The 20681-nt window shown below is 43.9% G+C and carries 17 protein-coding genes; 6 read left to right on the top strand and 11 right to left on the bottom strand.

The window, feature by feature from the left end; translation table 11 throughout:
• Positions 1-39 precede the first annotated feature (39 nt).
• From Q8M62_RS10320 to Q8M62_RS10285, 8 genes are all read right to left on the bottom strand, one after another.
• Positions 40-1491: a PhoPQ-activated pathogenicity-related family protein gene (locus Q8M62_RS10320; RefSeq protein WP_304902636.1), complete on the bottom strand. Its 1452-nt coding sequence runs from the start codon at positions 1489-1491 to the stop codon at positions 40-42.
• A 445-nt stretch (positions 1492-1936) separates the two neighbouring features.
• Positions 1937-2548, bottom strand: a complete 612-nt coding sequence (locus tag Q8M62_RS10315; RefSeq protein WP_304902635.1) for a chemotaxis protein CheB — start codon at positions 2546-2548, stop codon at positions 1937-1939.
• A gap of 214 nt (positions 2549-2762) precedes the next feature.
• Positions 2763-3140, bottom strand: a complete 378-nt coding sequence (locus tag Q8M62_RS10310; protein WP_304902634.1) for a hypothetical protein — start codon at positions 3138-3140, stop codon at positions 2763-2765.
• 141 nt (positions 3141-3281) lie between these two features.
• Positions 3282-4286 carry a Gfo/Idh/MocA family protein gene (locus tag Q8M62_RS10305; protein ID WP_305668082.1) on the bottom strand — a complete coding sequence of 335 codons (1005 nt, stop codon included), beginning with the start codon at positions 4284-4286 and terminating at the stop codon, positions 3282-3284.
• Between the two features lie 1019 nt (positions 4287-5305).
• Positions 5306-5812 (bottom strand): heme-binding domain-containing protein, encoded by a 507-nt coding sequence (locus Q8M62_RS10300; protein ID WP_304902115.1) that lies wholly within the window; start codon positions 5810-5812, stop codon positions 5306-5308.
• Positions 5813-6214: 402 nt separating this feature from the next.
• Positions 6215-6412 (bottom strand): hypothetical protein, encoded by a 198-nt coding sequence (locus Q8M62_RS10295; protein ID WP_304902114.1) that lies wholly within the window; start codon positions 6410-6412, stop codon positions 6215-6217.
• Between the two features lie 185 nt (positions 6413-6597).
• Positions 6598-7638 carry a zinc-dependent alcohol dehydrogenase family protein gene (locus tag Q8M62_RS10290; protein ID WP_304902113.1) on the bottom strand — a complete coding sequence of 347 codons (1041 nt, stop codon included), beginning with the start codon at positions 7636-7638 and terminating at the stop codon, positions 6598-6600.
• A gap of 215 nt (positions 7639-7853) precedes the next feature.
• Positions 7854-9320: a Gfo/Idh/MocA family protein gene (locus tag Q8M62_RS10285; RefSeq protein ID WP_304902112.1), complete on the bottom strand. Its 1467-nt coding sequence runs from the start codon at positions 9318-9320 to the stop codon at positions 7854-7856.
• A gap of 348 nt (positions 9321-9668) precedes the next feature.
• On the opposite strand from Q8M62_RS10285, the gene Q8M62_RS10280 reads away from it, so the two are divergent.
• The 4 genes from Q8M62_RS10280 (at position 9669) to Q8M62_RS10265 (ending at position 13196) form a co-directional block, all read left to right on the top strand.
• Positions 9669-10808 carry a Re/Si-specific NAD(P)(+) transhydrogenase subunit alpha gene (locus Q8M62_RS10280; protein WP_304902111.1) on the top strand — a complete coding sequence of 380 codons (1140 nt, stop codon included), beginning with the start codon at positions 9669-9671 and terminating at the stop codon, positions 10806-10808.
• Between the two features lies 1 nt (position 10809).
• The gene (locus tag Q8M62_RS10275) at positions 10810-11097 is read left to right on the top strand and encodes an NAD(P) transhydrogenase subunit alpha (protein WP_304902110.1); all 288 of its coding nucleotides are present in this window, start codon (positions 10810-10812) and stop codon (positions 11095-11097) included.
• On the top strand, positions 11094-12479 hold the full coding sequence (locus Q8M62_RS10270) for an NAD(P)(+) transhydrogenase (Re/Si-specific) subunit beta (protein ID WP_304902109.1): 1386 nt from the start codon (positions 11094-11096) through the stop codon (positions 12477-12479). The genes Q8M62_RS10275 and Q8M62_RS10270 overlap by 4 nt, the downstream gene beginning before the upstream one ends.
• Before the next feature lie 276 nt (positions 12480-12755).
• Positions 12756-13196: a hypothetical protein gene (locus Q8M62_RS10265; protein ID WP_304902108.1), complete on the top strand. Its 441-nt coding sequence runs from the start codon at positions 12756-12758 to the stop codon at positions 13194-13196.
• A gap of 127 nt (positions 13197-13323) precedes the next feature.
• On the opposite strand, the gene Q8M62_RS10260 is transcribed toward Q8M62_RS10265, so the two are convergent.
• Positions 13324-13929 carry a ribonuclease HII gene (locus Q8M62_RS10260; RefSeq protein ID WP_304902107.1) on the bottom strand — a complete coding sequence of 202 codons (606 nt, stop codon included), beginning with the start codon at positions 13927-13929 and terminating at the stop codon, positions 13324-13326.
• Positions 13901-16573 carry a glucosidase gene (locus Q8M62_RS10255; protein ID WP_304902106.1) on the bottom strand — a complete coding sequence of 891 codons (2673 nt, stop codon included), beginning with the start codon at positions 16571-16573 and terminating at the stop codon, positions 13901-13903. Before Q8M62_RS10255 ends, Q8M62_RS10260 begins: the two co-directional genes overlap by 29 nt.
• A gap of 339 nt (positions 16574-16912) precedes the next feature.
• Between Q8M62_RS10255 and Q8M62_RS10250 the strand changes: the two genes are divergently transcribed.
• Both Q8M62_RS10250 and Q8M62_RS10245 read left to right on the top strand, forming a co-directional pair.
• A complete protein-coding gene (locus tag Q8M62_RS10250; protein ID WP_304902105.1) occupies positions 16913-17281 on the top strand; it encodes a BlaI/MecI/CopY family transcriptional regulator in 369 nt (122 codons plus the stop codon).
• Complete coding sequence (locus Q8M62_RS10245) at positions 17278-19533, top strand: M56 family metallopeptidase (protein WP_304902104.1); 2256 nt, start codon at positions 17278-17280, stop codon at positions 19531-19533. Before Q8M62_RS10250 ends, Q8M62_RS10245 begins: the two co-directional genes overlap by 4 nt.
• Before the next feature lie 7 nt (positions 19534-19540).
• Here the strand turns inward: Q8M62_RS10245 and Q8M62_RS10240 are convergent, their stop codons facing one another.
• Complete coding sequence (locus tag Q8M62_RS10240) at positions 19541-20680, bottom strand: glycosyltransferase family protein (protein ID WP_304902103.1); 1140 nt, start codon at positions 20678-20680, stop codon at positions 19541-19543.
• Position 20681 lies beyond the last annotated feature (1 nt).

The raw sequence follows: 20681 nt of genomic DNA, 5'->3' as shown, positions 1-20681 counted from the left end.
CGGTAGGCAGCACCTACCACTTACATTTTTTACAATTGGTTAATTCGAGGAAACCGCAGCAGATTTTTTTGGAACAAAGGGCTCAAACGGATAATCCCGGGGCAGTACCTCTATTCCGCTGGTTACTTTAAGTGGGCTTGTGCCTTCATAGGTGAGTTCCACAAAATAACCTCTAAATCCTTCCTCAGGAGTTTTCATCAACACATCCAGTTGTCCGTTTTCTGGTAAAGTAATTTCCTCAGCAACCCAATTTGGACCAAAGACATCGATTCGGAAGTCTCGAGAAAGCGGATTGTAGGCGGACCAGAGTTTAACTGAAGCCGGTCGATTTTTCGGATCGGTTTTCACTTGGATTTTATCTCCCTCAATTTTCCATTCGTATGTAGGCCTTGGAGCCTTGTTTAAAACCGACTCATAAAAGGATATCAGATTGGGTATCGCATCCGAATCTCCCACATCATGCCCGGAATTGGGGACGTACATCACGTGCTTTTCACCCGGAAGCGCATCCCAGTAAAACTTCCAGCTGTCAGGTTGGAAAAACTCATCTCCGGCGGCATTGATCAGTAGCTTGGGCATATCGTACGTTGCCAAAAAGGAATAAGGCTCTGTGATCTCCATCATTCGGTCAAACTCCGGTGTTCCCACCCAGTCCATCACCCCTTCACGGACGTAATCTCCCACCGCAGGAGCCCAAAATCCGTAATTTCTCCAGTGGTGTTCAAACGAAGGCACGAGGTTCAACAAGTCAATCACCACCGGGATGATGCCTACTACGCGATCATCGACAGCCGCAGTGGTCCAGGTAGTCCAACCTCTTTTGGATGCGCCGCCGACTACAAAGTGCTTCAGTTCCTTGTTGTACTTTTCTTTGACCAAGGCGGTCATGGCATCCATGGCCAGTTTGGCGGCTTTTGTCATGGGCAGGCGTGCCAGCCAGATTGCATCCTCATCTTTTGCACCACCTTCGAGGAATTTTCTCCAACCATAAGAGATGATTTCATCCTCGTATCGCTCTCCAAAAGTATCATTGGCAAAGGTGATCGGCTGAAATGGCACATTGTGAATCTGTGCGACAATCGAATTAGTTTGGGTGGAAGCGGCTAAAATCAGGGGATTTGGTTGATCAGGCATTTTAGAATTGGTGCTTCCGCCACCGATCCAAAGCATGCCTGTATCGTGTGGACTGTCTTTCGGGACGATAATCGACACCCAGTGCCACCATTCGGTCTTGTCCACGACATCGGGAGTTAGCCAATGCTGCGAGTACATTTTCAAAACATAATAGTCCGTTTTCTCTCCCGGTGCTGAGTGTACAATTTCGTAGCGAAAGGTAGAGTCCGGCGCGTGTACATAATCCTTGAGCAAGGAGGTACTGGGTGCCTTGACTTCACTAAGCGTCTCAGCGTTTTTTTGACAGGAAAAAAAGGAAAAGACACTAAAAAGCAGGAGTCCCCAATTCATCATGGGTCGAAGAGATTGGTGATTCATAGGAAATTGGGTTTAGAATATGGATGCTAAAAGCTAAAAAATAAATAGGGGAGTGCCAAAAATAAACCGTAAAGCAGGAATTGATCGAGCAGTTTATTGTTTCCTGACGATTGACCGATCCGGTCCTGTCGGGAGGTTAAAAAATTCAATGAAACTGTCATTTTCAATTTTACTTACCATTTGGGGAGAAACAGAATATTCGGCCAAGGTCAGCATTAATTTTTCATCCTTATGATTACATCTGCCCCAAATCTTCCACCGGTTTTAGATTTACCAGAAATGAGGGTTTTGTCAGCCGGATGAGCCCTTAGTTGATTTTCTAATGAATATTTTGGGTTTAATCACAAAACTGACTTCGGAGTACGCCACTGCATTGACTTCAAATTTGCAGCCACCTTCATTTATTTGTCATCTTAGGGGTCTGCGATCAATTTTTCAACTATTTCTAATCCGTAATTTCTTTTCGTGCAAGCTTGATGATCTTTTTCGCAATGTCTTCCGGTGAAAGGATAAAATCAATGCAGCCACTATCTATTGCAGTGTTGGGCATATCCGGTTTTTGGGCTGTTTCGGGTTTCTGCGCAATGGTAGTTCCGCAAACTTCCTTGATCCCGCATAAAGCTTCGGCACCATCCCCGTCAAGTCCGGATACGATGACGGCGATCAGCTTACCTTCCCAATTTTCCGTGATGGATTTTAAAAAAACCGTAATTACATCGGGCCATCCCCATGGTTTTGAGATAGGTCTTAATCGAAATTCATTGTTTATCACATGCAGGTCCCTCTTTTCGGGAATTATAAAAATATGGTTGGGTTTGATGATTAGTCTGTCAGTGATAAGTTCTACCGGCATCGTTGTATATGTGGGAAGGATCTCGTGCAGGTGAGTTGCTACTTGTCTGAGATGGTTGACAATTACGATTGCCACCCCCATTTTGTCAGGCATATTACTCAGTAATCGAATATAGGCATCCAGCCCCCCCGCAGAGCCTCCTATACAAACGATAGGAAAGTCTCTTCCGGGAGTCTCGGATGATTGGATTAATTCAGTTTTCATTAAAAATCAAATTTGAAGGAATAAAAGACAATATTTCCAAACCTGGGCCGGTTCCTTCAATCATACGGCAATTAGCAGGAAGTGTCCGATATTATTTTTGAAATCCCAAGTGGGCTGTTAACTATGTTTTGTAAAAGAAAGAGACTGCAAACATGATTGCTCGCAGTCTCTTTTGTAAAATTTACAGATATCCGAAATCCTGAAAGTTACTTTATCATTTGAATTGATTCATAATAAACTCAGCAATATTCCCATCACTCATTTTATTGGAAGTACTTTCGGAGAATAATGCATTTTTATAGTGTGGTGTCTCGCTCAGAAAATTTATGAATTGTGCCTGAACTATACCTGTCCCCGTCACATGAATTTCATCAACATTAGGCATAAGGCTGGCAATTTCCTTAAAGAACTTATTTGTCAAAGCAATATCCTGGTTATTTGAAGTTTTCTCATTTGAATTATTGTCCGCTCCTTGATTTATTACATGTCCAAGGATCAGAAAATCTTCAGTTTCAAAATCCGCTTTCCCTACTACCGTCGCGTGGTGTGAATCCATCCAAACACCGAACTGCTTTTTGTTTTTATTTGACATTTTAACTTTTTCTTCAAGGTAACCCTTTTAAAAAGGAAAATAGACCATATACTGATTGGGTTTGGATCCTCTCTGATTTTGTTTGACCCTCTGTTTTTGCTTGAATTAAACTGTCAGGCTGGATTGTGGAGATTTTTTCCGCTACCCAATCCTATTTTTCACCAATTCGCCCATCGCCCAATTTGTCCGGGCACCGGAAATTCCTTTGCTTGGACATGTTCCTTTTCCAAGGAGCTCGTCCACGATGCTATGGATTAAGGGCTGCTGGATATGTTTGGGGAGCGGCAGGTCATGGAATTGTGTTTCCTGACTATCTTGGATCAGCTTGAATTCTCCTTTTCCGAAGGTAGGAAAGCGGATCTGCCCCATGTTTCCATCGATGATGATTTCATCTTTTCTGGCAGAATGGGAGGAAGTAAAACACCAATTGCCAGTACCGAGTACCCCGTTTTCGAAAGCAAAACTACCGGCCACCATATCTTCAGCTTCGTAAGCTTTGGCCTGATTGGCTGAAAAGCCGGAAGCATGTGTGATTTTCCCGAAAAAGAAATCCAACAAATCGAGTTGATGGGAGGCAAGGTCAAAGAAGTATCCCCCTCCGGCGATTTCAGGATTTATACGCCAGTTGTCTGCCAGTTTGGTGATCAGGTCAGCTTCCACTTCCTGTTTGAGATTGATGTGGACTGTGCGGATTTCTCCTATGGCCCCTGCGTCAAGGAGTTCTTTGATGCGGACAAAGTGGGGAAGGGCACGGCGGTAGTAGGCCACAAAAAGTGGTACACCTGCTTTCACACAGACATCGATCATTTCCAGACATTCAGCATGTGTTCTTGCCATTGGTTTTTCTACATAGACAGGTTTACCGACGGAAGCGGCAAGGCGGCTGAGTTCAAGGTGGGCATTGGGAGGAGTTGCGATGTAGATGGCGTTTACCTCGGGATCATTAACGAGTGCTTCTGCGGAAGTGTACCACTTGGGCACTCCATGTCGTGCTGCGTAGTCTTTGACTTTGGCTTCGTCCCGGCGCATGACTGCCACGAGTTTGCTGTTTGGGATGAGATTCATGGCTGGTGCGGACTTGACCTCGCAGACATTACCCACACCCAGGATACCCCAACGAACTTCCGAATCGGTGAATTTTTGCATTGCGGAAAGTAGGAAATGATTTTAGGTTTTGGAAATAGTTGGTGCTTTCAGTGTTTCTGTGAAAAAAAATCACCGCGAAGTTCGCAAAGGCACGCAAAGACCAAGTGGTTCAAGACTTCAGTCTTGGACCCATCATTATGCAGTCTTCAGACTGCTTTGTGACCGGAGTTCTGCTCAAAGTCTGAAAGCCTTCAATCTCTTTTTTTTTTAGGTCTGAGGTATAAAAAACTCTGCGTTCACTGCGCCTCCGCGGTGAATTATTTTTTTTAACCGCGAAGTTCGCAAAGGCACGCAAAAGATTTTTACCACAGAGTGCTCAGAGAAAAAGAGATTTAGGGAGCAGCCCTTAAATTGATCCTCAGAACTTTTCGAATTGACGGGCCTTTTTCAAGGTCACGGAGGATATACGCTTCGCTTTTTGGTCGTTTTTGCTTGGGTTCGGGAGTAGCATTTTAAGTTGAATTTCAGTGAGTAATTCTCACAACTCTGCGTTCACTGCGCCCCCACGGTGAATGATTTTTTTTTAATCGCGAAGTTCGCAATGGCACGCAAAGGGTTTTTACCACAGAGTGCTCAGAGAAAAAGAGATTGGGGGTTCAGTCCTTGAATTGATCTTCAGAACTTTTCGGCTCGACTGGCCTTTTTCAAAGTCACAAAGGATATATGCTTCGCTTTTTGGTCGTTTTTGCTTGGGTCCGGGAGCAGCATTTTAAGTTGAATTTCAACGAGCAATTCTCACAACTCTGCGTTCCTCGGCGTCCTCTTTGTGGTAAAAATTTAAAACTTTCGAGGTGCCAAAAACCTCAAAGGTTTGCGGTAAAAAGCTTTAGCTTTTCTCTATGCTCTCAAAAAGGATAGTAAGAGGAATAGGGGATTGGAGTTCTGCTCAAAGTCTGAAAGCCTTCAATCTCTTTTTTTTTTAGGTCTGAGGTATAAAAAACTCTGCGTTCACTGCGCCTCTGCGGTGAGCCAAAAAAAGACCCGAATTTCCATCCGGGTCTAAGTTTATTCACTGTGTACTAGTTGGCAGGTGTTGGTCTTGGTTTCATTTTCAGGCTGTCGGCAGGATAGGTGGCCGCGAGCATAGCCATTTGGTCTTTGGCCCAATCAACGAGTATTTTTCGTTCCTCATCAGTTAGTTTTGCCTCGGGGTGAAGTCCTAGATAGGTGTAGGACGGGAGCGGCATCTCCTTTTCTTCGACCATTTGGACGACCTCTTCAAACTTATGATTTTGAACGGCGAGGGGGAGTTTGGTGAAGGTGGATAGATTCCATTTTCGCTTGCCTTCATTCACATGATCTGCCAGCATGTATTTGACAGGTTGGATGTTGGAATACCAAGGGTAGCGGGTGAGATTGGTGTGACAATCGTTGCAGGCTCCTTTGAGAATCATTGCGACGTTGTCCGGCACGTCGTAGCTTTTGGTGATGTCAAATTCGGTGTCGTTGCTTTCATTTCTCTCTGCCGGAATAAACTGGATGAGAACGAGCAGGACAATAATTCCAAGGGTGATTTTCTTGATCATAGTGGCTAAGGTTAATGGGGCTTTGACCAGAATATTTTTATTTGGTTTAATTGGGGGTTGACGGATTACGTAATTAAAGTTCAGATCTTTTTCCAAACATTAGCTTAAGAAAATCTTAATATTCTCTTAAATATTTGGTGGTCAAAAAAATCAACCCTCTTGATTTAGGTTAGAAAATTTACTTCTCTTTTTCTATGCCAATATGGAGCAGAAATACGGAGGATTTTTGAAAAAGGCGAGCCAGAATTTGTTCTTGTCTTGGTGACTTAACTGATTTTATTCTGACTTCATAGCAATAAAAATCGCTGCCCAATGAGTAGTATTAAAATTGATTTTTAATGTTTCTGTAACCTATCCCGTATTGTTACCAATCAATTCCAGTGTCTTTGGTTTTCATTCGCATTACTTTAATCGGTATTGAGCCGCATCGATCAATAGGCAAAGTCCGGCTTGAAATATAACCAAGGCGACAGTTCCATACCAAAACCACTCTCCACCGGCAAATCGACTAAATCCAGCATCTATAGACATGGAAAGCCCTGTTCCTGTCAATAGCAATCCCAAAACAGATTGCACAAACCAGCGAGTTTTTGATTTCATAGCTTAGTGATTAATGGTGTAATCTAAAATTAGGGTAATTCGATCGTTAGTAGTTTTTCTCACAGATAACTCAGATGAGCACAGATTTGACTTGTAAGATTAATGAGTGAAAATCCGTTGAAATTTGTTGTGATTTTTTTTTTTAGAAAAGGTATTAGAGTGTGGCTAGTCAATCCTCAGAAAGATTAAAACCTATCAATCATTACGATTCCGTTTTCCCGAAACTCATCCATCGCGGGCAATTCTTTTGTGGCCTCTTCAAGGCTGATTCTGCGACCGATCAACTTTTGCGGCGCGAGTTTCCCTTCCTGAATCATCCGCATCATTTCAGGGTAAGCGTGGGCCTGCATACCATGACTTCCCAGGATTTCCAGTTCCTTGGCAATCACCAAATGCATGGGAATCGGAGGGTTTGATTCATTTCCCGCCATCAGACCTATTTGGATGTGTTTGCCTCTTTTTCGTAATGAAGCAATGGAATTGTAGCAGGTGATTTTACTTCCCAGAGCGTCCACAGATACGTGAGCGCCTCCTTTGGTCAATTCTATAATAGTAGAAGGAATGTCTTCGGAAGTTTTTCCATTAATCAGGAAACTTGCTCCGGCGGCTTTGGCAAGGGCCAACTTTTGCTCTGAAATATCCACTGCAATCACGGAGGCTCCCAGCGCCGCTGCAATCATAATCGCAGAAAGCCCCACACCACCACAGCCGTGAACTGCGACCCATTGACCACCGTTGACTTTGCCCTGAGCGACAATCCCTCGGAATGAAGTCGCAAACCTACAGCCTAAACTTGCAGCTGCTTCAAAACTCACTGAATCCGGAAGGCGTACCAGATTAGTCTCTGCCCGATGGACAGCCACATACTCGGCAAATGATCCCCAATGCGTAAATCCTGGCTGAAACTGATCCTCGCAAATTTGCTGATTGCCGGAGTGACAGGTCGGGCAAATTCCGCAGGCACAGACGAAAGGCACTGTGACGCGATCACCGGTTTTCCAGTTTTTCACCCCTTTTCCCACTTCCCGTATTACTCCGGAAAACTCATGCCCCGGTACATGCGGCAGTCGGATGTCCGAATCATGCCCCATCCAGCCATGCCAGTCACTTCTGCAAAGTCCGGTTGCTTTGACTTCGATCACAACTCCATCCTGAGGGGAAGTCGGGTCAGGGACGGTTTGAATTGATGGATGTTTTTGGAAATGCTCGACAATAAGGGCTTTCATTTAATTAAGAATCATGGGTGAAAAACAGGAATTGCAATTTGGTCGAAGAATTTGAGATTTTACTTTTAAAAAAGAAAAAAACCGTGAGTATCTCCACCCACGGTTTTCTATTCATTTTTTTTGATTATTCGAAACTGGCTTCGACTCCCCGCCACGGCGGGCAAGCTGCTCACCCTGACAGGACTGGCAATTGATCACTGCGACTGCCCACTGAATTAAACTTCGAATCCAGGCCGATAGGTTCTTCCGACAAACTGATTGGCTTCTTCCAAGTTGGTGATGCGCATGTTCTCACCGTCCCATAGGAGCTTTTTACGCCCGAAGAATTCTTGCTGTCCTTTGCCATTGTCTCTTCTGAGCATATAGCTACGGATAGCCAGATTTCCCATCAAAACAGTCTCTGTCATTGGGCCCGCGTAGTCGAAGGATGAAGTCAGACCTTTGTGTTCCGCCGAACCAAAGCCAGCTTTGCAGGCGTCTACCCACTTGCGCTGATGTCCATATTCCGGCTCGGTACCTTCGATTCGGTCCGGACCAAAATCCTGAGTACCATCGTAGAGGTACAGCTTGGGCATTAAAGGGGAGCTGTCATTGATGTTATGAGAGATGATTCCCTTTTCACCGATCAGTAAAACGCCGTTAGCTGAATTAGCACCTCCGATGTCGTGATCAGCAGGAATGATATCCGGATGAGAAGGACGGAGACCACCATCGCTCCAAGTCATTTCCAGCGGAACCGGATTTTTCGCCGTAGGCGCATAATGTAAAGTAATGAATGATGAAGCTGGGCAACCCTCTGGATTGTAATCTGCGGTCCACATGCCGGAATAAACTGATCCGACAGAGCACTCAGCATCTTTTGGGTAATGAAGTCCAAGCGTACGGAAAGGGATATCCATCAAGTGGCATCCCACATCACCCAAAGCGCCTGTTCCGTAATCCCACCAGCCTCTCCAGCTGAAAGGATGCATCCCCGGAGTGTAAGGCTTGAAACTTGCCGGGCCTAACCAAAGATCCCAATCAAGATCCGCAGGTTTTTGGCTTGGGTCTGGTGCTGGAAGTGGCCCTCCCTGAGGCCAAACTGGCCGGTTGGTCCAGACTTGGACTTTGGAGACATTTCCGATTTTACCCGAGTCAATCCAGCCTTTGACCATGTCAAGCAGTGGATTGGAGGCGCCTTGATTCCCCATTTGGGTAACGACTTTTTTGTCTCGTGCCATTTCCGTCAGCATTCTGGCTTCTCGGATATTGTGAGTCATGGGCTTTTGCACATAGACATGCTTGCCGCGTTCCATGCAGAATTTAGCGGCAGGACCGTGCACGTGATCCGGTGTGGAGATGGTGACAGCGTCAATATCCTTTTGTTCTTCCAGCATTTTACGGTAATCCGCGTAGAGCTTGGCATTGGGGAATTTTGTTACGGAATCTTTCGCCGTTCCGGAAAAGTCCACATCGCAGAGGGCGACTACGCGCTCTCGGCCATTGACAGATGCAAGCAAGATGTCACTTCGGCCTTTTCCTCCGGCACCGATGGCGGCGATGTTTAGCTGGTCAGAGGGGGCAGTGAAACCTACGCCTCCCAATACATGCCGTGGTACGATGAAAAATGAAGAGGCAATTGCCGCGTTTTTGATAAAGTCCCTCCGGGTTTGTCCCGAAGAAGTGTGATCAGGTTTTTTCATGGGCTGTTGTTAATTCTGGTTTAATAGTAAGACAAAATAAGAATTATTGCATCCCGTGGGAAGCGGTTTTTTAAAAGGATTGAATTATTGGGATCAACGGCGCGGCATATAAAATAAATATTCTGTTAAAATTAAACCTGTCAAAATTAAACTGTTTAATAAAGTCAATAAGCCAAAATAATATTTGTAAAAGGCTGGTAAAAATTAAAAAAACTGTAATGAAATATCGATTGCGTAAAAAAATCTTCAATTTTTAAAAATCAGGACGGGCAAATAATTGTTAGGGATTTACTTTCGAGAATATTTTGGAGTAAATTATTTCCCCGTACCCTGTTTAAATCTCTAAAAATGAAGATTGGAGTAATTAAAGAAACGAAGGAATTTGAGAAAAGAGTGGCACTCAGTCCTGATGTAGTCAAGCTGCTTAAGAAAAAGGAATTTGAAGTAATCATTGAGTCAGGAGCTGGAGAAGGTTCTTATTTCTCCGATCAGGACTACCGGGATGCAGGAGCGGAAGTTTCTGATCTTTCGGGAGTTTTCTCTTCGGACGTGATTCTCAAAGTCAATATTCCTTCCCTTGAGGAAATCGCTCAAATGAAGCAAGGCTCTGCCTGTATTTCCTACATGTATGCCTATCAGCATCCGGAGATTATCGAAGCCCTGAATAAAAAGTCCATTTCTTCCTTTTCCATGGATGCTGTGCCCAGGATCTCCCGTGCCCAAAAGATGGACGCCCTTTCCTCCCAAGCCAACCTTGCCGGATATAAATCGGTGATTTTGGGGGCCAATTATCTAGGGAAAATCTTCCCCTTGATGATGACTGCTTCCGGTACGATTACGCCAGCCAAAGTCCTGATTTTTGGAGCTGGAGTAGCAGGATTGCAAGCAGTGGCTACTGCCAAAAGGCTTGGAGCTATAGTCGAAGTGTCTGACGTAAGGCCAGAGACCAAAGAGCAGGTGGAATCTCTTGGAGGGCGGTTTTTGACTGTGGAAGGTGCTGAGGCTGTTAAAATCGAGGGTGGATATGCGAAGGAGGTTTCTGCGGAATTCTTGGAAAAGCAGCAGAAGCTCATTCAGGATAAAATCAAAGATGCCGATTTGGTGATCACCACGGCTTTGGTGATGGGTAGGAAGTCCCCGATTTTGGTTACAGAAGAAATGGTAAAAAGCATGAAAACCGGTTCTGTAATCGTGGATATGGCCGTAGAATCTGGGGGCAATTGTGCTATCTCTGAAAAAGACAAAACTGTCGTAAAGTACGGTGTTACCTTGGTTGGGGAGTCAAATCTGCCTTCCCTTTTGCCTGTCAATGCCAGTCAGCTCTATGCGACGAATATCAGCACCCTGTTTTTGCATCTTTTCAATTCTTTTGGGCTTATTCCAAATTTAGAGGAAGAGATCACCAAGGGGGTGTTGATTACACATGAAGGTCAACTCGTACATGAGTTCACTAAAAATATTTTGAATTCACACCCAAAAAACTCTTGATATGACCCTGGAGTCCTTAATTATTCTCATTTATGTATTGGTCCTGGCCAGTTATCTGGGTTTTGAACTGATCACCAAAGTGCCACCCACTTTACACACGCCACTGATGTCCGGGTCCAATGCGATTTCGGGTATTACCATTGTCGGTGCCCTCATTGCTACAAGTGAACTGGGATATAGTACCCTCAGCAAATGGTTGGGGATGATGGCCTTGATCCTCGCCACGATCAATGTGGTCGGAGGATATGCGGTGACAGATCGGATGCTCAAAATGTTTAAGAAGAAATGACGATAGCTATACAACTCGCTTACTTGCTTGCCTCGATCTTGTTTATCATGGGGATCAAGCTATTGGGTAAAACCAAAGATGCCAGAAAAGGCAATATGCTTTCTGCCATAGGGATGCTGGTAGCAATTGTAGCTACCTTGATTACCCTTGATATTCTTTCCTTTGTGGAGATTTTCAGCTGCATGCTGATAGGCGGAGCTATTGGACTTTACTATGCCAAGAAAGTTGAAATGACCCAAATCCCGGAAATGGTTGCCCTTTTTAACGGATTTGGTGGTCTGGCTTCCTTAGGTGTTGCCCTTTCGGATCATTTTCTGAAAACAGCAGTCCTAGCAGTCGAAATCGACCCGGTCAATTCCATAAGTATCATCGCCAGTGTATTGATAGGCGGGGTGACTTTTACAGGTTCGATGGTGGCATGGCTTAAGCTTAATGGTAAAGTGTCGGGTCAACCGATCACTTTCAAAGGACAGCATGTTCTTAACCTAGCCCTTTTGATTTCATTTTTGGTGATTTCAGTATTCACTTTTCTCTACCAAAGTGATCCTATGTATATCACCATCCTTGTAGTAATGGCTTTGCTTGTGGGGATCTTAATTGTGATTCCAATCGGTGGAGCGGATATGCCGGTGGTGATTTCTCTCCTAAATTCCTACTCAGGGATGGCCGCCTGTGCTACAGGTTTTATCCTAAACAATAATGTGTTGATCGTTGCGGGATCGCTGGTTGGAGCTTCGGGACTTATTCTTACACAGATCATGTGCAAGGCGATGAACAGATCTTTGACCAATGTGCTTTTGGGGGGCTTCGGTCAAACTGTGGCTTCTGGAGCTCAGGATGGGCCGTCGATAGTGATTAAGGAAATCGGAGTAGAAGAGACGGCCATGCTGTTTGATTCCGTTTCTTCTGTAATCGTAGTTCCAGGCTATGGAATGGCTGTAGCACAGGCTCAGCATGTGATCCGTGAATTGATGGAGCAATGCGAAAAACGGGGAATTGACTTCAAATTTGCCATTCACCCGGTTGCCGGTCGTATGCCTGGCCACATGAATGTACTGCTTGCGGAGGCGAACATCAGCTACGACAAGCTGATCGAAATGGAAGCGATCAACGATGAATTTCCCAATACTGACTTGGTGCTGATTGTCGGTGCAAATGACGTGGTCAATCCGGCTGCCCGCACCAATCCTCAAAGCCCTATCTATGGGATGCCGATCCTGAATGCCGACAAAGCCAAAACTGTTATTGTCAGTAAACGAAGTATGGGCAAAGGCTACGCAGGCGTGGAAAATGAGCTTTTCGGCTACCCTAACTGCCTGATGCTCTTCGGCGATGCCAAGCAGACGATCACCAAAGTGGTGAGTGAGATGAAGGAGATGTGATTAGTCTTTAAACCTCAATAAGAAAAGTCCTCCTTTGGTTTCCGAAGGAGGACTTTTTTATCGGGGGAATCTTATCTAAGTTTAAATAAGTTTGAATTTATAGTCCATAGTTTTTTTAAAGTCGAGTCCTTGAATTTCATGGTCTTGGTTTACTTAATTTGACAAATTTTTTTGGTCCAGGTAATTTTCAGCTTCCTTTGGAGAAAAAACAGCTGCTTAAGATCTAAATGACTGTGAGCGGAGATTTTTGGCAGAAAAATTGTAATCCGAAGGATCATGAATCTATCACTCATCACTTCCCTTTTCCTAAGTCTGTTGCTTTACTGGAATCAGATTCAATACAGTCAACTCATCGGAAGCTGGCAATTGGTGCACTTTGGTGGAATGGAGAAAATCGTAAAATCTCCACAATACCAAAATGCAAATGCTTTGGAAAAGGCCGGTATGGATGCCAGAATAAATTACCGATTGGAAAACACAGTTTACAAGTTTGAAGAAGGAGATTTACTGAAGTTTACCGATTTTGAAAATCAGACGGTTGTGCAAAAAGAAGCGAAGATTGAGCTGATGCCAGGAAACATATTATTGATCCATGATGAAAAAGGCGATCGATTAGCTCAAATTGTTGAATTTTCAGAAGACAGAATGGTCCTCCAGCCGATAAGTAAAAGTTCAGCTACAGGTCAATTGATCTTCGAACGGATCAAGAAGAAGTAGGTAGTTTTCAGTGGTCAGGGAGAGTGCCTTCGAAAGAGATTTCAAGCTCATCACAAAATCAATCAAAAAAGAAATTAAACACCCTTAAAATAAACAGAAAGCCGCTGAAGTTTCTTTAGCGGCTTTTTTATTTCAGTGCTAATTCCAGTTGCCTCGGCAACAGCTGAAAACTCTTTCGGTGCCAGATTGTACTTCCGAATTTTTCAATTCCCTCACGATGCGCTTTGGTCGGATAGCCGGCATTTCGCTCCCAAGAAAAATGAGGGAATTCTATCGCCAACTTTTCCATCAAATCATCCCGATAAACTTTTGCCAGAATCGAAGCCGCTGCGATGCTTGCGAATTTTCCATCTCCTTTGATCACACAGGTAAAAGGGAAAGTCAGGTCAGATTTCCATCTATTTCCATCGATCAGCAGGTGTTCGGGCTTTATTTCCAGTTTTACCACAGCGCGTTTCATTGCCAAAAAAGAAGCATTGAGAATATTGATTTGGTCGATTTCTTCCACACTAGCTTCTGCAATTGCCCAAGCCATAGACTTACTTTTGATTTCCCCGATGAGGTCTTCCCGCTGAGTTTTCCCCAGCTTTTTGGAGTCATTGATCAAGGGGTTGTGGTAGGAAAAAGGAAGAATGACGGCCGCCGCAACAACCGGCCCCGCCAGGCAACCGCGTCCTACCTCGTCGCATCCAGCTTCGATTCGATTAGCTTCTAAATAGGGGAGTAGTGACATCGTGATGCACTTCGCTGATTTTGTAATACTTGTGAATCATCTCTGCAACCAAGGCTGTCCAACCCGTCTGATGGGAAGCCCCAAGACCCTTACCCGAATCCCCATGGAAATACTCGTAAAAAAGGATGTAGTCCTTAAAGTGCGGGTCTTCCTGAAATTTCTTATTCTTTCCATAGACCGGTCGATGACCGTTTTTGTCCTTCATGAAAATCCGCATACAGCGAAGCGAAAGCTCCTTTGCGATGATGTCCATCGTCAGGAAATTACCCGATCCGGTCGGGTATTCAATAGAGAAGTCGCCCCCATAGTAGAAGTCAAACTTCTTCAGGGATTCGATGATCAGGAAGTTGATCGGAAACCAAATCGGGCCACGCCAGTTGGAATTGCCTCCAAACATTCTGGTGTCAGACTCTCCCGGAGTGTATTTGATGGAAAGCGTGTCCCCGTTGATTTTCATCCCGTAGGGATTCTTCTCATAATATTTTGAAAGCGATCGAATTCCGTAGTCACTTAGGAATTCGTCGGAATCCAGCATTTTGTGGAGGACACTTTTCATTCGATGTCCTCTCAGCAGGGAGAAAAGCCGACGTTTGTCATATCCGGGCTGAATCCAGCTGGACACCAAGGCGGCCAATTTTGGCTTTTCACTGAGGAAAAAGTCCAGACGCTTTTTAAATTCAGGCAGGTCGTCAAACAAGTCCTCTCTGATCGGTTCTACTGCAAAAAGAGGTATGAGACCCACAATTGACCTTACCTTCAGTTTTTTCGGTTCTTTTCCCTTAAGGTGAAAAACATCATAGAAGAAGCTGTCCTCATCATCCCACAGGGAAATGTGCTCCTGTGAAATGTTATTCATCGCACCTGCGATGTAGAGAAAATGTTCAAGAAACTTAGTGGCAGTGAATTGGTAGACTTTGTTGAACTCGCAGAGATCCAATGAAATTCTCAAAAGGTTCAATGAAAACATGGCCATCCAGGAAGTGCCATCTGCCTGTTCAAGTTTTCCCTGATAATGGCTGGCATGACTCCGGTCAAACAGGGAAATATTATCCAGTCCAAGGAATCCTCCTTCAAAGATGTTTTTGCCATCACTATCCTTCTGATTGACCCACCAAGTGAAGTTGAGCATCAGTTTGTGCATTGCCCGCTCCAGAAACTCCTGATCGCCCTTGCCCCCGTTGAGTTTCTTATCGATCTGATAGACTCGCTGAATAGCATAGGCGTGCACAGGAGGATTCACATCCGAGAAGTTCCATTCGTATGCAGGTATCTGCCCATTGGGATGCATATACCATTCATTGAGCAGGAGTTGGAGTTGATCCTTTGCAAATTCCGGATCTATTCGCGCAATCGGAATGCAGTGAAAAGCCAAATCCCATGCCGCATACCAGGGGTATTCCCACTTATCCGGCATGGAGATGATGTCGTAATTTTGCAGGTGACGCCAGTTGTTATTTCTTCCTTTTTTTCGCTGTTCCGGAGGAGTATATCTTCCTGCATCACCCTCCAACCAGCGATTGACGTCGTAGTAATAAAACTGCTTGGACCACATCAGCCCGGCAAATGCTTGCCTTTGAATGGATTTTAGGTCAGCGTCTGTGACTCGGTCTTGAATTGTGTCGTAGAATTCGTCCGCTTCTTTTTTGCGTAGCTCGACACTTTCTTTACAGGATTCGAGTGGTTTTTCCTCAATCTGATGCTGCATACGCATTTTGATCGACTTGCTACCACCTGCGGGAATCTCCAGTTCAAAAATAGCCGCGGCTTTTGTCCCCATGTTTTGAGGATTCAAGCCTCTCCGATCTCCCGAAACAATGAAATCATTGATTCCATCTTTGCAAAAAATTTGGTCTTTTGGGATACCGTACAATTTTTCACGGTTGGTTTCATTATTGCAGAAAACAAGGTCGGTATTACTGCAAAACGTGAAAATGTAATTTCCCGACTTTGGATTGAATGCTTTGATCGAATGGTCATCCAGCTTGCTGATAGTTGGCATGAATGGTTCATGTCCGGTAAACCAGGTTTTGCGGAACCATACCGTTGGCATCACTATTAGCTTTGCGTCCTCAGGACCTCTGTTGTGTACGGTGACAATGGAGAAGATGTCTTCCACGTCATTTTTCGCGTACTCTATGAAAATATCAAAGTAGCGATCTTCGTCAAAAACTCCGGTATCGATCAGTTCGTACTCATCCTGAAGCTTACCCGCTTTTCTGTTTTCGTCAATGAGCTTTTGATAAGGATATTCAGCCTGAGGATACTTGTACAGCATCTTCATGTAGCTGTGGGTAGGTGTAGAGTCCAGGTAATAATAGATTTCCTTGACATCTTCTCCGTGATTTCCCTGATTTCCGGTCAGACCAAAAAGCCGCTCTTTGATAAAAGGGTCCTTCCCGTTCCAAAATCCCCAAGCCAAGCAGAGCTTTTGCTTGTGATCCGAAATTCCGGCGATCCCTTCCTCACCCCAGCGGTAGGCTTTGCTTCTGGCATCGTCATGGGTTACATTTTCCCATGCTGCCCCATCCGGGCTGTAATCTTCGCGAACAGTCCCCCATTGCCTCTCAGTGAGGTATGGTCCCCACTTTTTCCAATGTTTCTTCCGTTCCTTATCTTCCTGTAATCGTATATGTTCAGCTGACATGCACTATGTTCTCCTTTGAGCAAGTTTCGAAATTATCAATTTCTGAGTATTAAAATCCAAAATGGAGCGATCTGTTTACGAACTGCATTCTAATTTTTTTTCAGTTGTTGAGGGGTATTAGTTGGGAAGTGAAGTTGGCATTGGTTGCTTTTTCCAAAAAAAGCCTTCAGAAATCGGTTTCCAAACTTGCTTTTTGCGAAGCGCATTTTTTGCAAGAGGCATGCAGTCAGGTGATTTTGAATTATTTATCGCTAGAATTAAAATGAAATAAATTTTGATCTACACTTGTAGAGTTGATTTATTGCTCTACATTTGTAGAGAACGATGCTATTTCTGAACATGAAACTTACTCCGACCGAAGAAGAACTGATGAATCACCTGTGGAAGCTCAAGCGTGCTTTTATGAAAGATCTACTGGAATCGTATTCTGAACCCAAGCCTGCAACTACCACGATCTCCACCCTTCTGACCCGGATGCAGGAGAAGAACTTTGTCGGATACGATACGGCAGGCAAGCTGCGGGAATATTATCCCTTGGTGAGTAAGGAAAGCTACTTTTCCAAGCACCTCAACGGATTGATCAAGAACTTTTTCAATGACTCTCCGGCTCAATTCGCCTCGTTTTTTACGAAAAAAACCGAGCTGACTCAGGAGGAACTCCTTCAACTCAAAGAAATTATAGATGACCAATTAAACAGCAAAAAATGATAGCCTATCTCCTCAAGTCCTCAATTTGTCTGGTTATTTTGCTGTTGGTTCACCGCCTGCTTTTGCAGCGGGAGGCGATTTATCAGTTCAACCGATTTTTCCTTTTGGCTGCGGTGATGGGATCTTTTTTGATTCCTTTGATCGAGTTGGAAGTAGCTGCTGAAGTACCAATTGTTTTTTCTGAGGATGCACTTCAGGAAGTGGAATTTTCTTCTGATTTTAAATTGCATACTGATCTTGCTTTGGCATCCGATTTTGTCCCGGAACCTGAGTTGGCGGCTAAGTCTTTTGATTGGAATTTGCTTTTTTGGTCGCTTTATGGATTGATCACCTTGGTTTTTATGATTCGATTCATTCGAAATATCAAGTTGCTACTGAACAAAATCAACCAAAACATCCATGTTCAATTTCGGGGAGAAACTCTGGTTTTGCTCAGTGAAAAGAGCCTTCCCTTTTCTTTTTTGAGCTACATTTTTGTTTCCAGGGACTATTTCGAGTCTGATCAACTCAGTGATGCGATTTTTGCACATGAGCAAGCCCACGTTCGAGGTCGACATACTTGGGACAACTTGTTGATCGAGGCCTTGCTAGTTCCGCTTTGGTTTCATCCCGGACTCTATCTGGCCAGACAAGCTATTAAGCTAAACCACGAATTTATTGCAGACGAGGCTGCGCTACAGGTCACGCCACTGGATCAATACAAAACTTTCCTGCTTGCCATGATGAGTCCAAGACAAAGTACAGGATTGGCCAGTAGCTTGAATTTTTCCCTCACCAAAAAACGATTTGAAATGATGAAACGAAGCACAGCAAATTCGACCAAATGGGTCAAAATCCTTTTTATCCTGCCAGTTTTTGCAGTTTTGGTTTACTTTTTTAGTGAAAAGGTAACAGCGCAAGCGGAAGAAGGTGGAAACTTCGAATCCGGAGAAGTCCAGGCTAACCAAAAAGATATTGAAATCGGAATTCTCCTTAGAGCAGATAACAAAATTGAAGTGGATGGGCAAATCATTGTGATCCAAGAATTGGCTGAGTTGGTCAAATCAAAAAATCCCGAGAATACGCTTGTACGGTTTTCAGCTGCGCCTGATGTGGATATGGGCTTTTTGTCAGATGTTCAGAAGGTTTTGAGGAAAAATGACCTTAGAAGGGTGATTTATGAGGATGTTAAAGTTCAAAAAGTAAATCAGGTTGATACTGTCTACACAATTGTCTACGGTCGTCCTCCTTTTCAAATGCTCACCAAAGCAGAATATTACAGCGAAACCAAGTTTCAGATTAAATATTCAGACGGGGAAATTAAAGAATTCAGCTACGAGAATTTACCAAACGAGTACAAAAAAGAATTGCCAAATCCACCAGGTACAATCAAGAAAAATGTGCCGAGTCAAGCCCTTTTTGAAAGTTGGAAAAGCGAAAAGGAGTTTGCCATTTGGATTGATGGAAAAGTGGCTCCCAATTCAAAATTGGAGGAGATGAAAGTTACCGATATTGCACATCATTCCTCTAGCTATGTTCATTCCAATGCGCGATCGGAGCGTTTTCCTCAGAAGAATCAAGTTAATATTTATACTTTTTCAGGATTTGAGAACGTCTATGGGTCAAATTCAAGTTTCGGGAAGATACCGATTGGAGGTACAATAACTTTCAATTTTGAAAATCCACAAAATCAGAGGCATACGCTGAATGGCTATCCGGTTTCTTTATTTCAAGGCGAATACATTCAATATCTTGAAAAGCTCAATTCAGGAGCTTCATTCATGGAAAAATCAAAAAATGAACGAGAGGAATTAGTCAAGTTATTCAATGATTTACATAGCAAATACCTTTCACTAAGGTCAGTAGATAAACGCAAGGTTCAAGCACCGGTAAATCCTCATTTACAACACGACAGAATAGAAAAAGATGGAGGAATTAGTAAGAAAGTACAAAGTCCTTTTTCTAAAGTTCCTCAAATTTCATCGGTCAATAACAACATTGAAACTGTTTCCAGTTATCAAAAGCAAGTCTTAGAATTTGAATTTCGAATTAACAAAACCCGACTTTTTGAACAACTATCCAATCAAGAATTTGAAGAACTTCAGGAGCAATACAGGGCTCTGGATGCGAGTTATGTTAAACTCCCGATGGAAGAACGAAGAAAAATACAGCGGGCGAGTTTTCCCTACGCCAAAATTGAAAAGGACGGTCAGATTACCTATAAAAAGTTTGAACTCCTGACTCTGGAAGAGCGGAATGCACTGGGGTGCTAAGCCTGGATCAGCCCAGTGCCGGAATTGATTCCTTAGGGAAAATTGATTGGCCTTCCTGCTCTTGAGCAAAAGCTTCTAAACTCATTTCCCGGAATACCATTGGCCAGAAATCAACCCAATTTTTGTACAGTAAGGATGCTTCGGCATCCTTTTTTTGTAGGCTCTCCAGCTTGGCGAAATCAAAGTTTTCCGAAGTGATTCCCACACCCGAAGCTTCCGCATCCAAGGCATTGCAGGCCTGTTCGTACTGCCCTGCCACGGGAATCATCATCACAGGCTTTCCTAGATATTTGGCTTCACATACCGATTCAAATCCTGCGGTACACACCAATCCTTTGCAATTGGCCATGTCCTGAAGGAAGTTTTTGTCATGAACTCGATGAAAGCTCAGATTTGAAAGCGGAAACTCGGTTTCGGCAGCTTCTTTTTTATCCCAATAGGCTTTGATCTGAAGGTGAGGATTTGCTTCCGCAAAATAAATAACCTCTTCTGCATACCCTGGATTGACCATGTACGCCAAATAAAAATCTCCTTGTTTTGAATCCAGAAGCTTCACTTCAGGCCTAAGCAGCGGCGGAACGACCCTCAGGTTTTGATTTGCATAGCGGATTTGGGGCAAAAAGCTAAGTGCTAAGCGTTCATCCGCACCCAAACTTGTCAATGCAGTGTTGAGTCGAAAAAGAAATTTGTCAAACGGTCTGTTCGGAGCAAATTGGAAGCTTGGATGATCGATCAAGTATTGATGTCCTATTACCCAAAACTTGGCTTTTGGACGGTAAATAAAATTGTAAAGTCCACCCAACAGGTCGTAAAAATTCAGAATAACATCCGGGTTTTTGGCTTCAACAATTTGGTCGATCGCTCTTAGACTTTTGTGAAAAGTCTTCAGCTTCAGACTGTTTTTCAGAATGGTTTTTTGGATCGAAACTTTCTTTTGATTCCCGTCAGTTTCGAAGTTTGGGCTATCTATCAAATAGATCGGAGCGCTGATTTCCCGCTCAAAAAACTCCGGTACTGCCCTTCGTTTGCTTTTCCCCAAAATCACTCCAACCAGTCTGTGACCATTCGTTTCCAATAGTTTGCCAAATGCAATCGCCTGGGTCATGTGACCTCTGCCTTCTCCCTGAACTATAAAAAGGAAATTCATT

Source organism: Algoriphagus sp. (genome assembly GCF_030694375.1).
In the GTDB taxonomy this organism is placed as follows: domain Bacteria; phylum Bacteroidota; class Bacteroidia; order Cytophagales; family Cyclobacteriaceae; genus Algoriphagus.
Note: the sequence above shows the minus strand (reverse complement) of the source record. Positions and strands in the feature narration are given on the sequence as shown.

What these genes read in the sequence shown, in the direction of transcription:
- Q8M62_RS10265 (WP_304902108.1), top strand. Translation starts at nt 12,756, where the DNA reads ATGAATCTATCACTCATCACTTCCCTTTTCCTAAGTCTGTTGCTTTAC.
- Q8M62_RS10320 (WP_304902636.1), bottom strand. Translation starts at nt 1,491, where the DNA reads ATGAATCACCAATCTCTTCGACCCATGATGAATTGGGGACTCCTGCTT.
- Q8M62_RS10255 (WP_304902106.1), bottom strand. Translation starts at nt 16,573, where the DNA reads ATGTCAGCTGAACATATACGATTACAGGAAGATAAGGAACGGAAGAAA.
- Q8M62_RS10285 (WP_304902112.1), bottom strand. Translation starts at nt 9,320, where the DNA reads ATGAAAAAACCTGATCACACTTCTTCGGGACAAACCCGGAGGGACTTT.
- Q8M62_RS10295 (WP_304902114.1), bottom strand. Translation starts at nt 6,412, where the DNA reads ATGAAATCAAAAACTCGCTGGTTTGTGCAATCTGTTTTGGGATTGCTA.
- Q8M62_RS10275 (WP_304902110.1), top strand. Translation starts at nt 10,810, where the DNA reads ATGACCCTGGAGTCCTTAATTATTCTCATTTATGTATTGGTCCTGGCC.
- Q8M62_RS10290 (WP_304902113.1), bottom strand. Translation starts at nt 7,638, where the DNA reads ATGAAAGCCCTTATTGTCGAGCATTTCCAAAAACATCCATCAATTCAA.
- Q8M62_RS10245 (WP_304902104.1), top strand. Translation starts at nt 17,278, where the DNA reads ATGATAGCCTATCTCCTCAAGTCCTCAATTTGTCTGGTTATTTTGCTG.
- Q8M62_RS10310 (WP_304902634.1), bottom strand. Translation starts at nt 3,140, where the DNA reads ATGTCAAATAAAAACAAAAAGCAGTTCGGTGTTTGGATGGATTCACAC.
- Q8M62_RS10270 (WP_304902109.1), top strand. Translation starts at nt 11,094, where the DNA reads ATGACGATAGCTATACAACTCGCTTACTTGCTTGCCTCGATCTTGTTT.
- Q8M62_RS10300 (WP_304902115.1), bottom strand. Translation starts at nt 5,812, where the DNA reads ATGATCAAGAAAATCACCCTTGGAATTATTGTCCTGCTCGTTCTCATC.
- Q8M62_RS10240 (WP_304902103.1), bottom strand. Translation starts at nt 20,680, where the DNA reads ATGAATTTCCTTTTTATAGTTCAGGGAGAAGGCAGAGGTCACATGACC.
- Q8M62_RS10315 (WP_304902635.1), bottom strand. Translation starts at nt 2,548, where the DNA reads ATGAAAACTGAATTAATCCAATCATCCGAGACTCCCGGAAGAGACTTT.
- Q8M62_RS10305 (WP_305668082.1), bottom strand. Translation starts at nt 4,286, where the DNA reads ATGCAAAAATTCACCGATTCGGAAGTTCGTTGGGGTATCCTGGGTGTG.
- Q8M62_RS10260 (WP_304902107.1), bottom strand. Translation starts at nt 13,929, where the DNA reads ATGTCACTACTCCCCTATTTAGAAGCTAATCGAATCGAAGCTGGATGC.
- Q8M62_RS10250 (WP_304902105.1), top strand. Translation starts at nt 16,913, where the DNA reads ATGAAACTTACTCCGACCGAAGAAGAACTGATGAATCACCTGTGGAAG.
- Q8M62_RS10280 (WP_304902111.1), top strand. Translation starts at nt 9,669, where the DNA reads ATGAAGATTGGAGTAATTAAAGAAACGAAGGAATTTGAGAAAAGAGTG.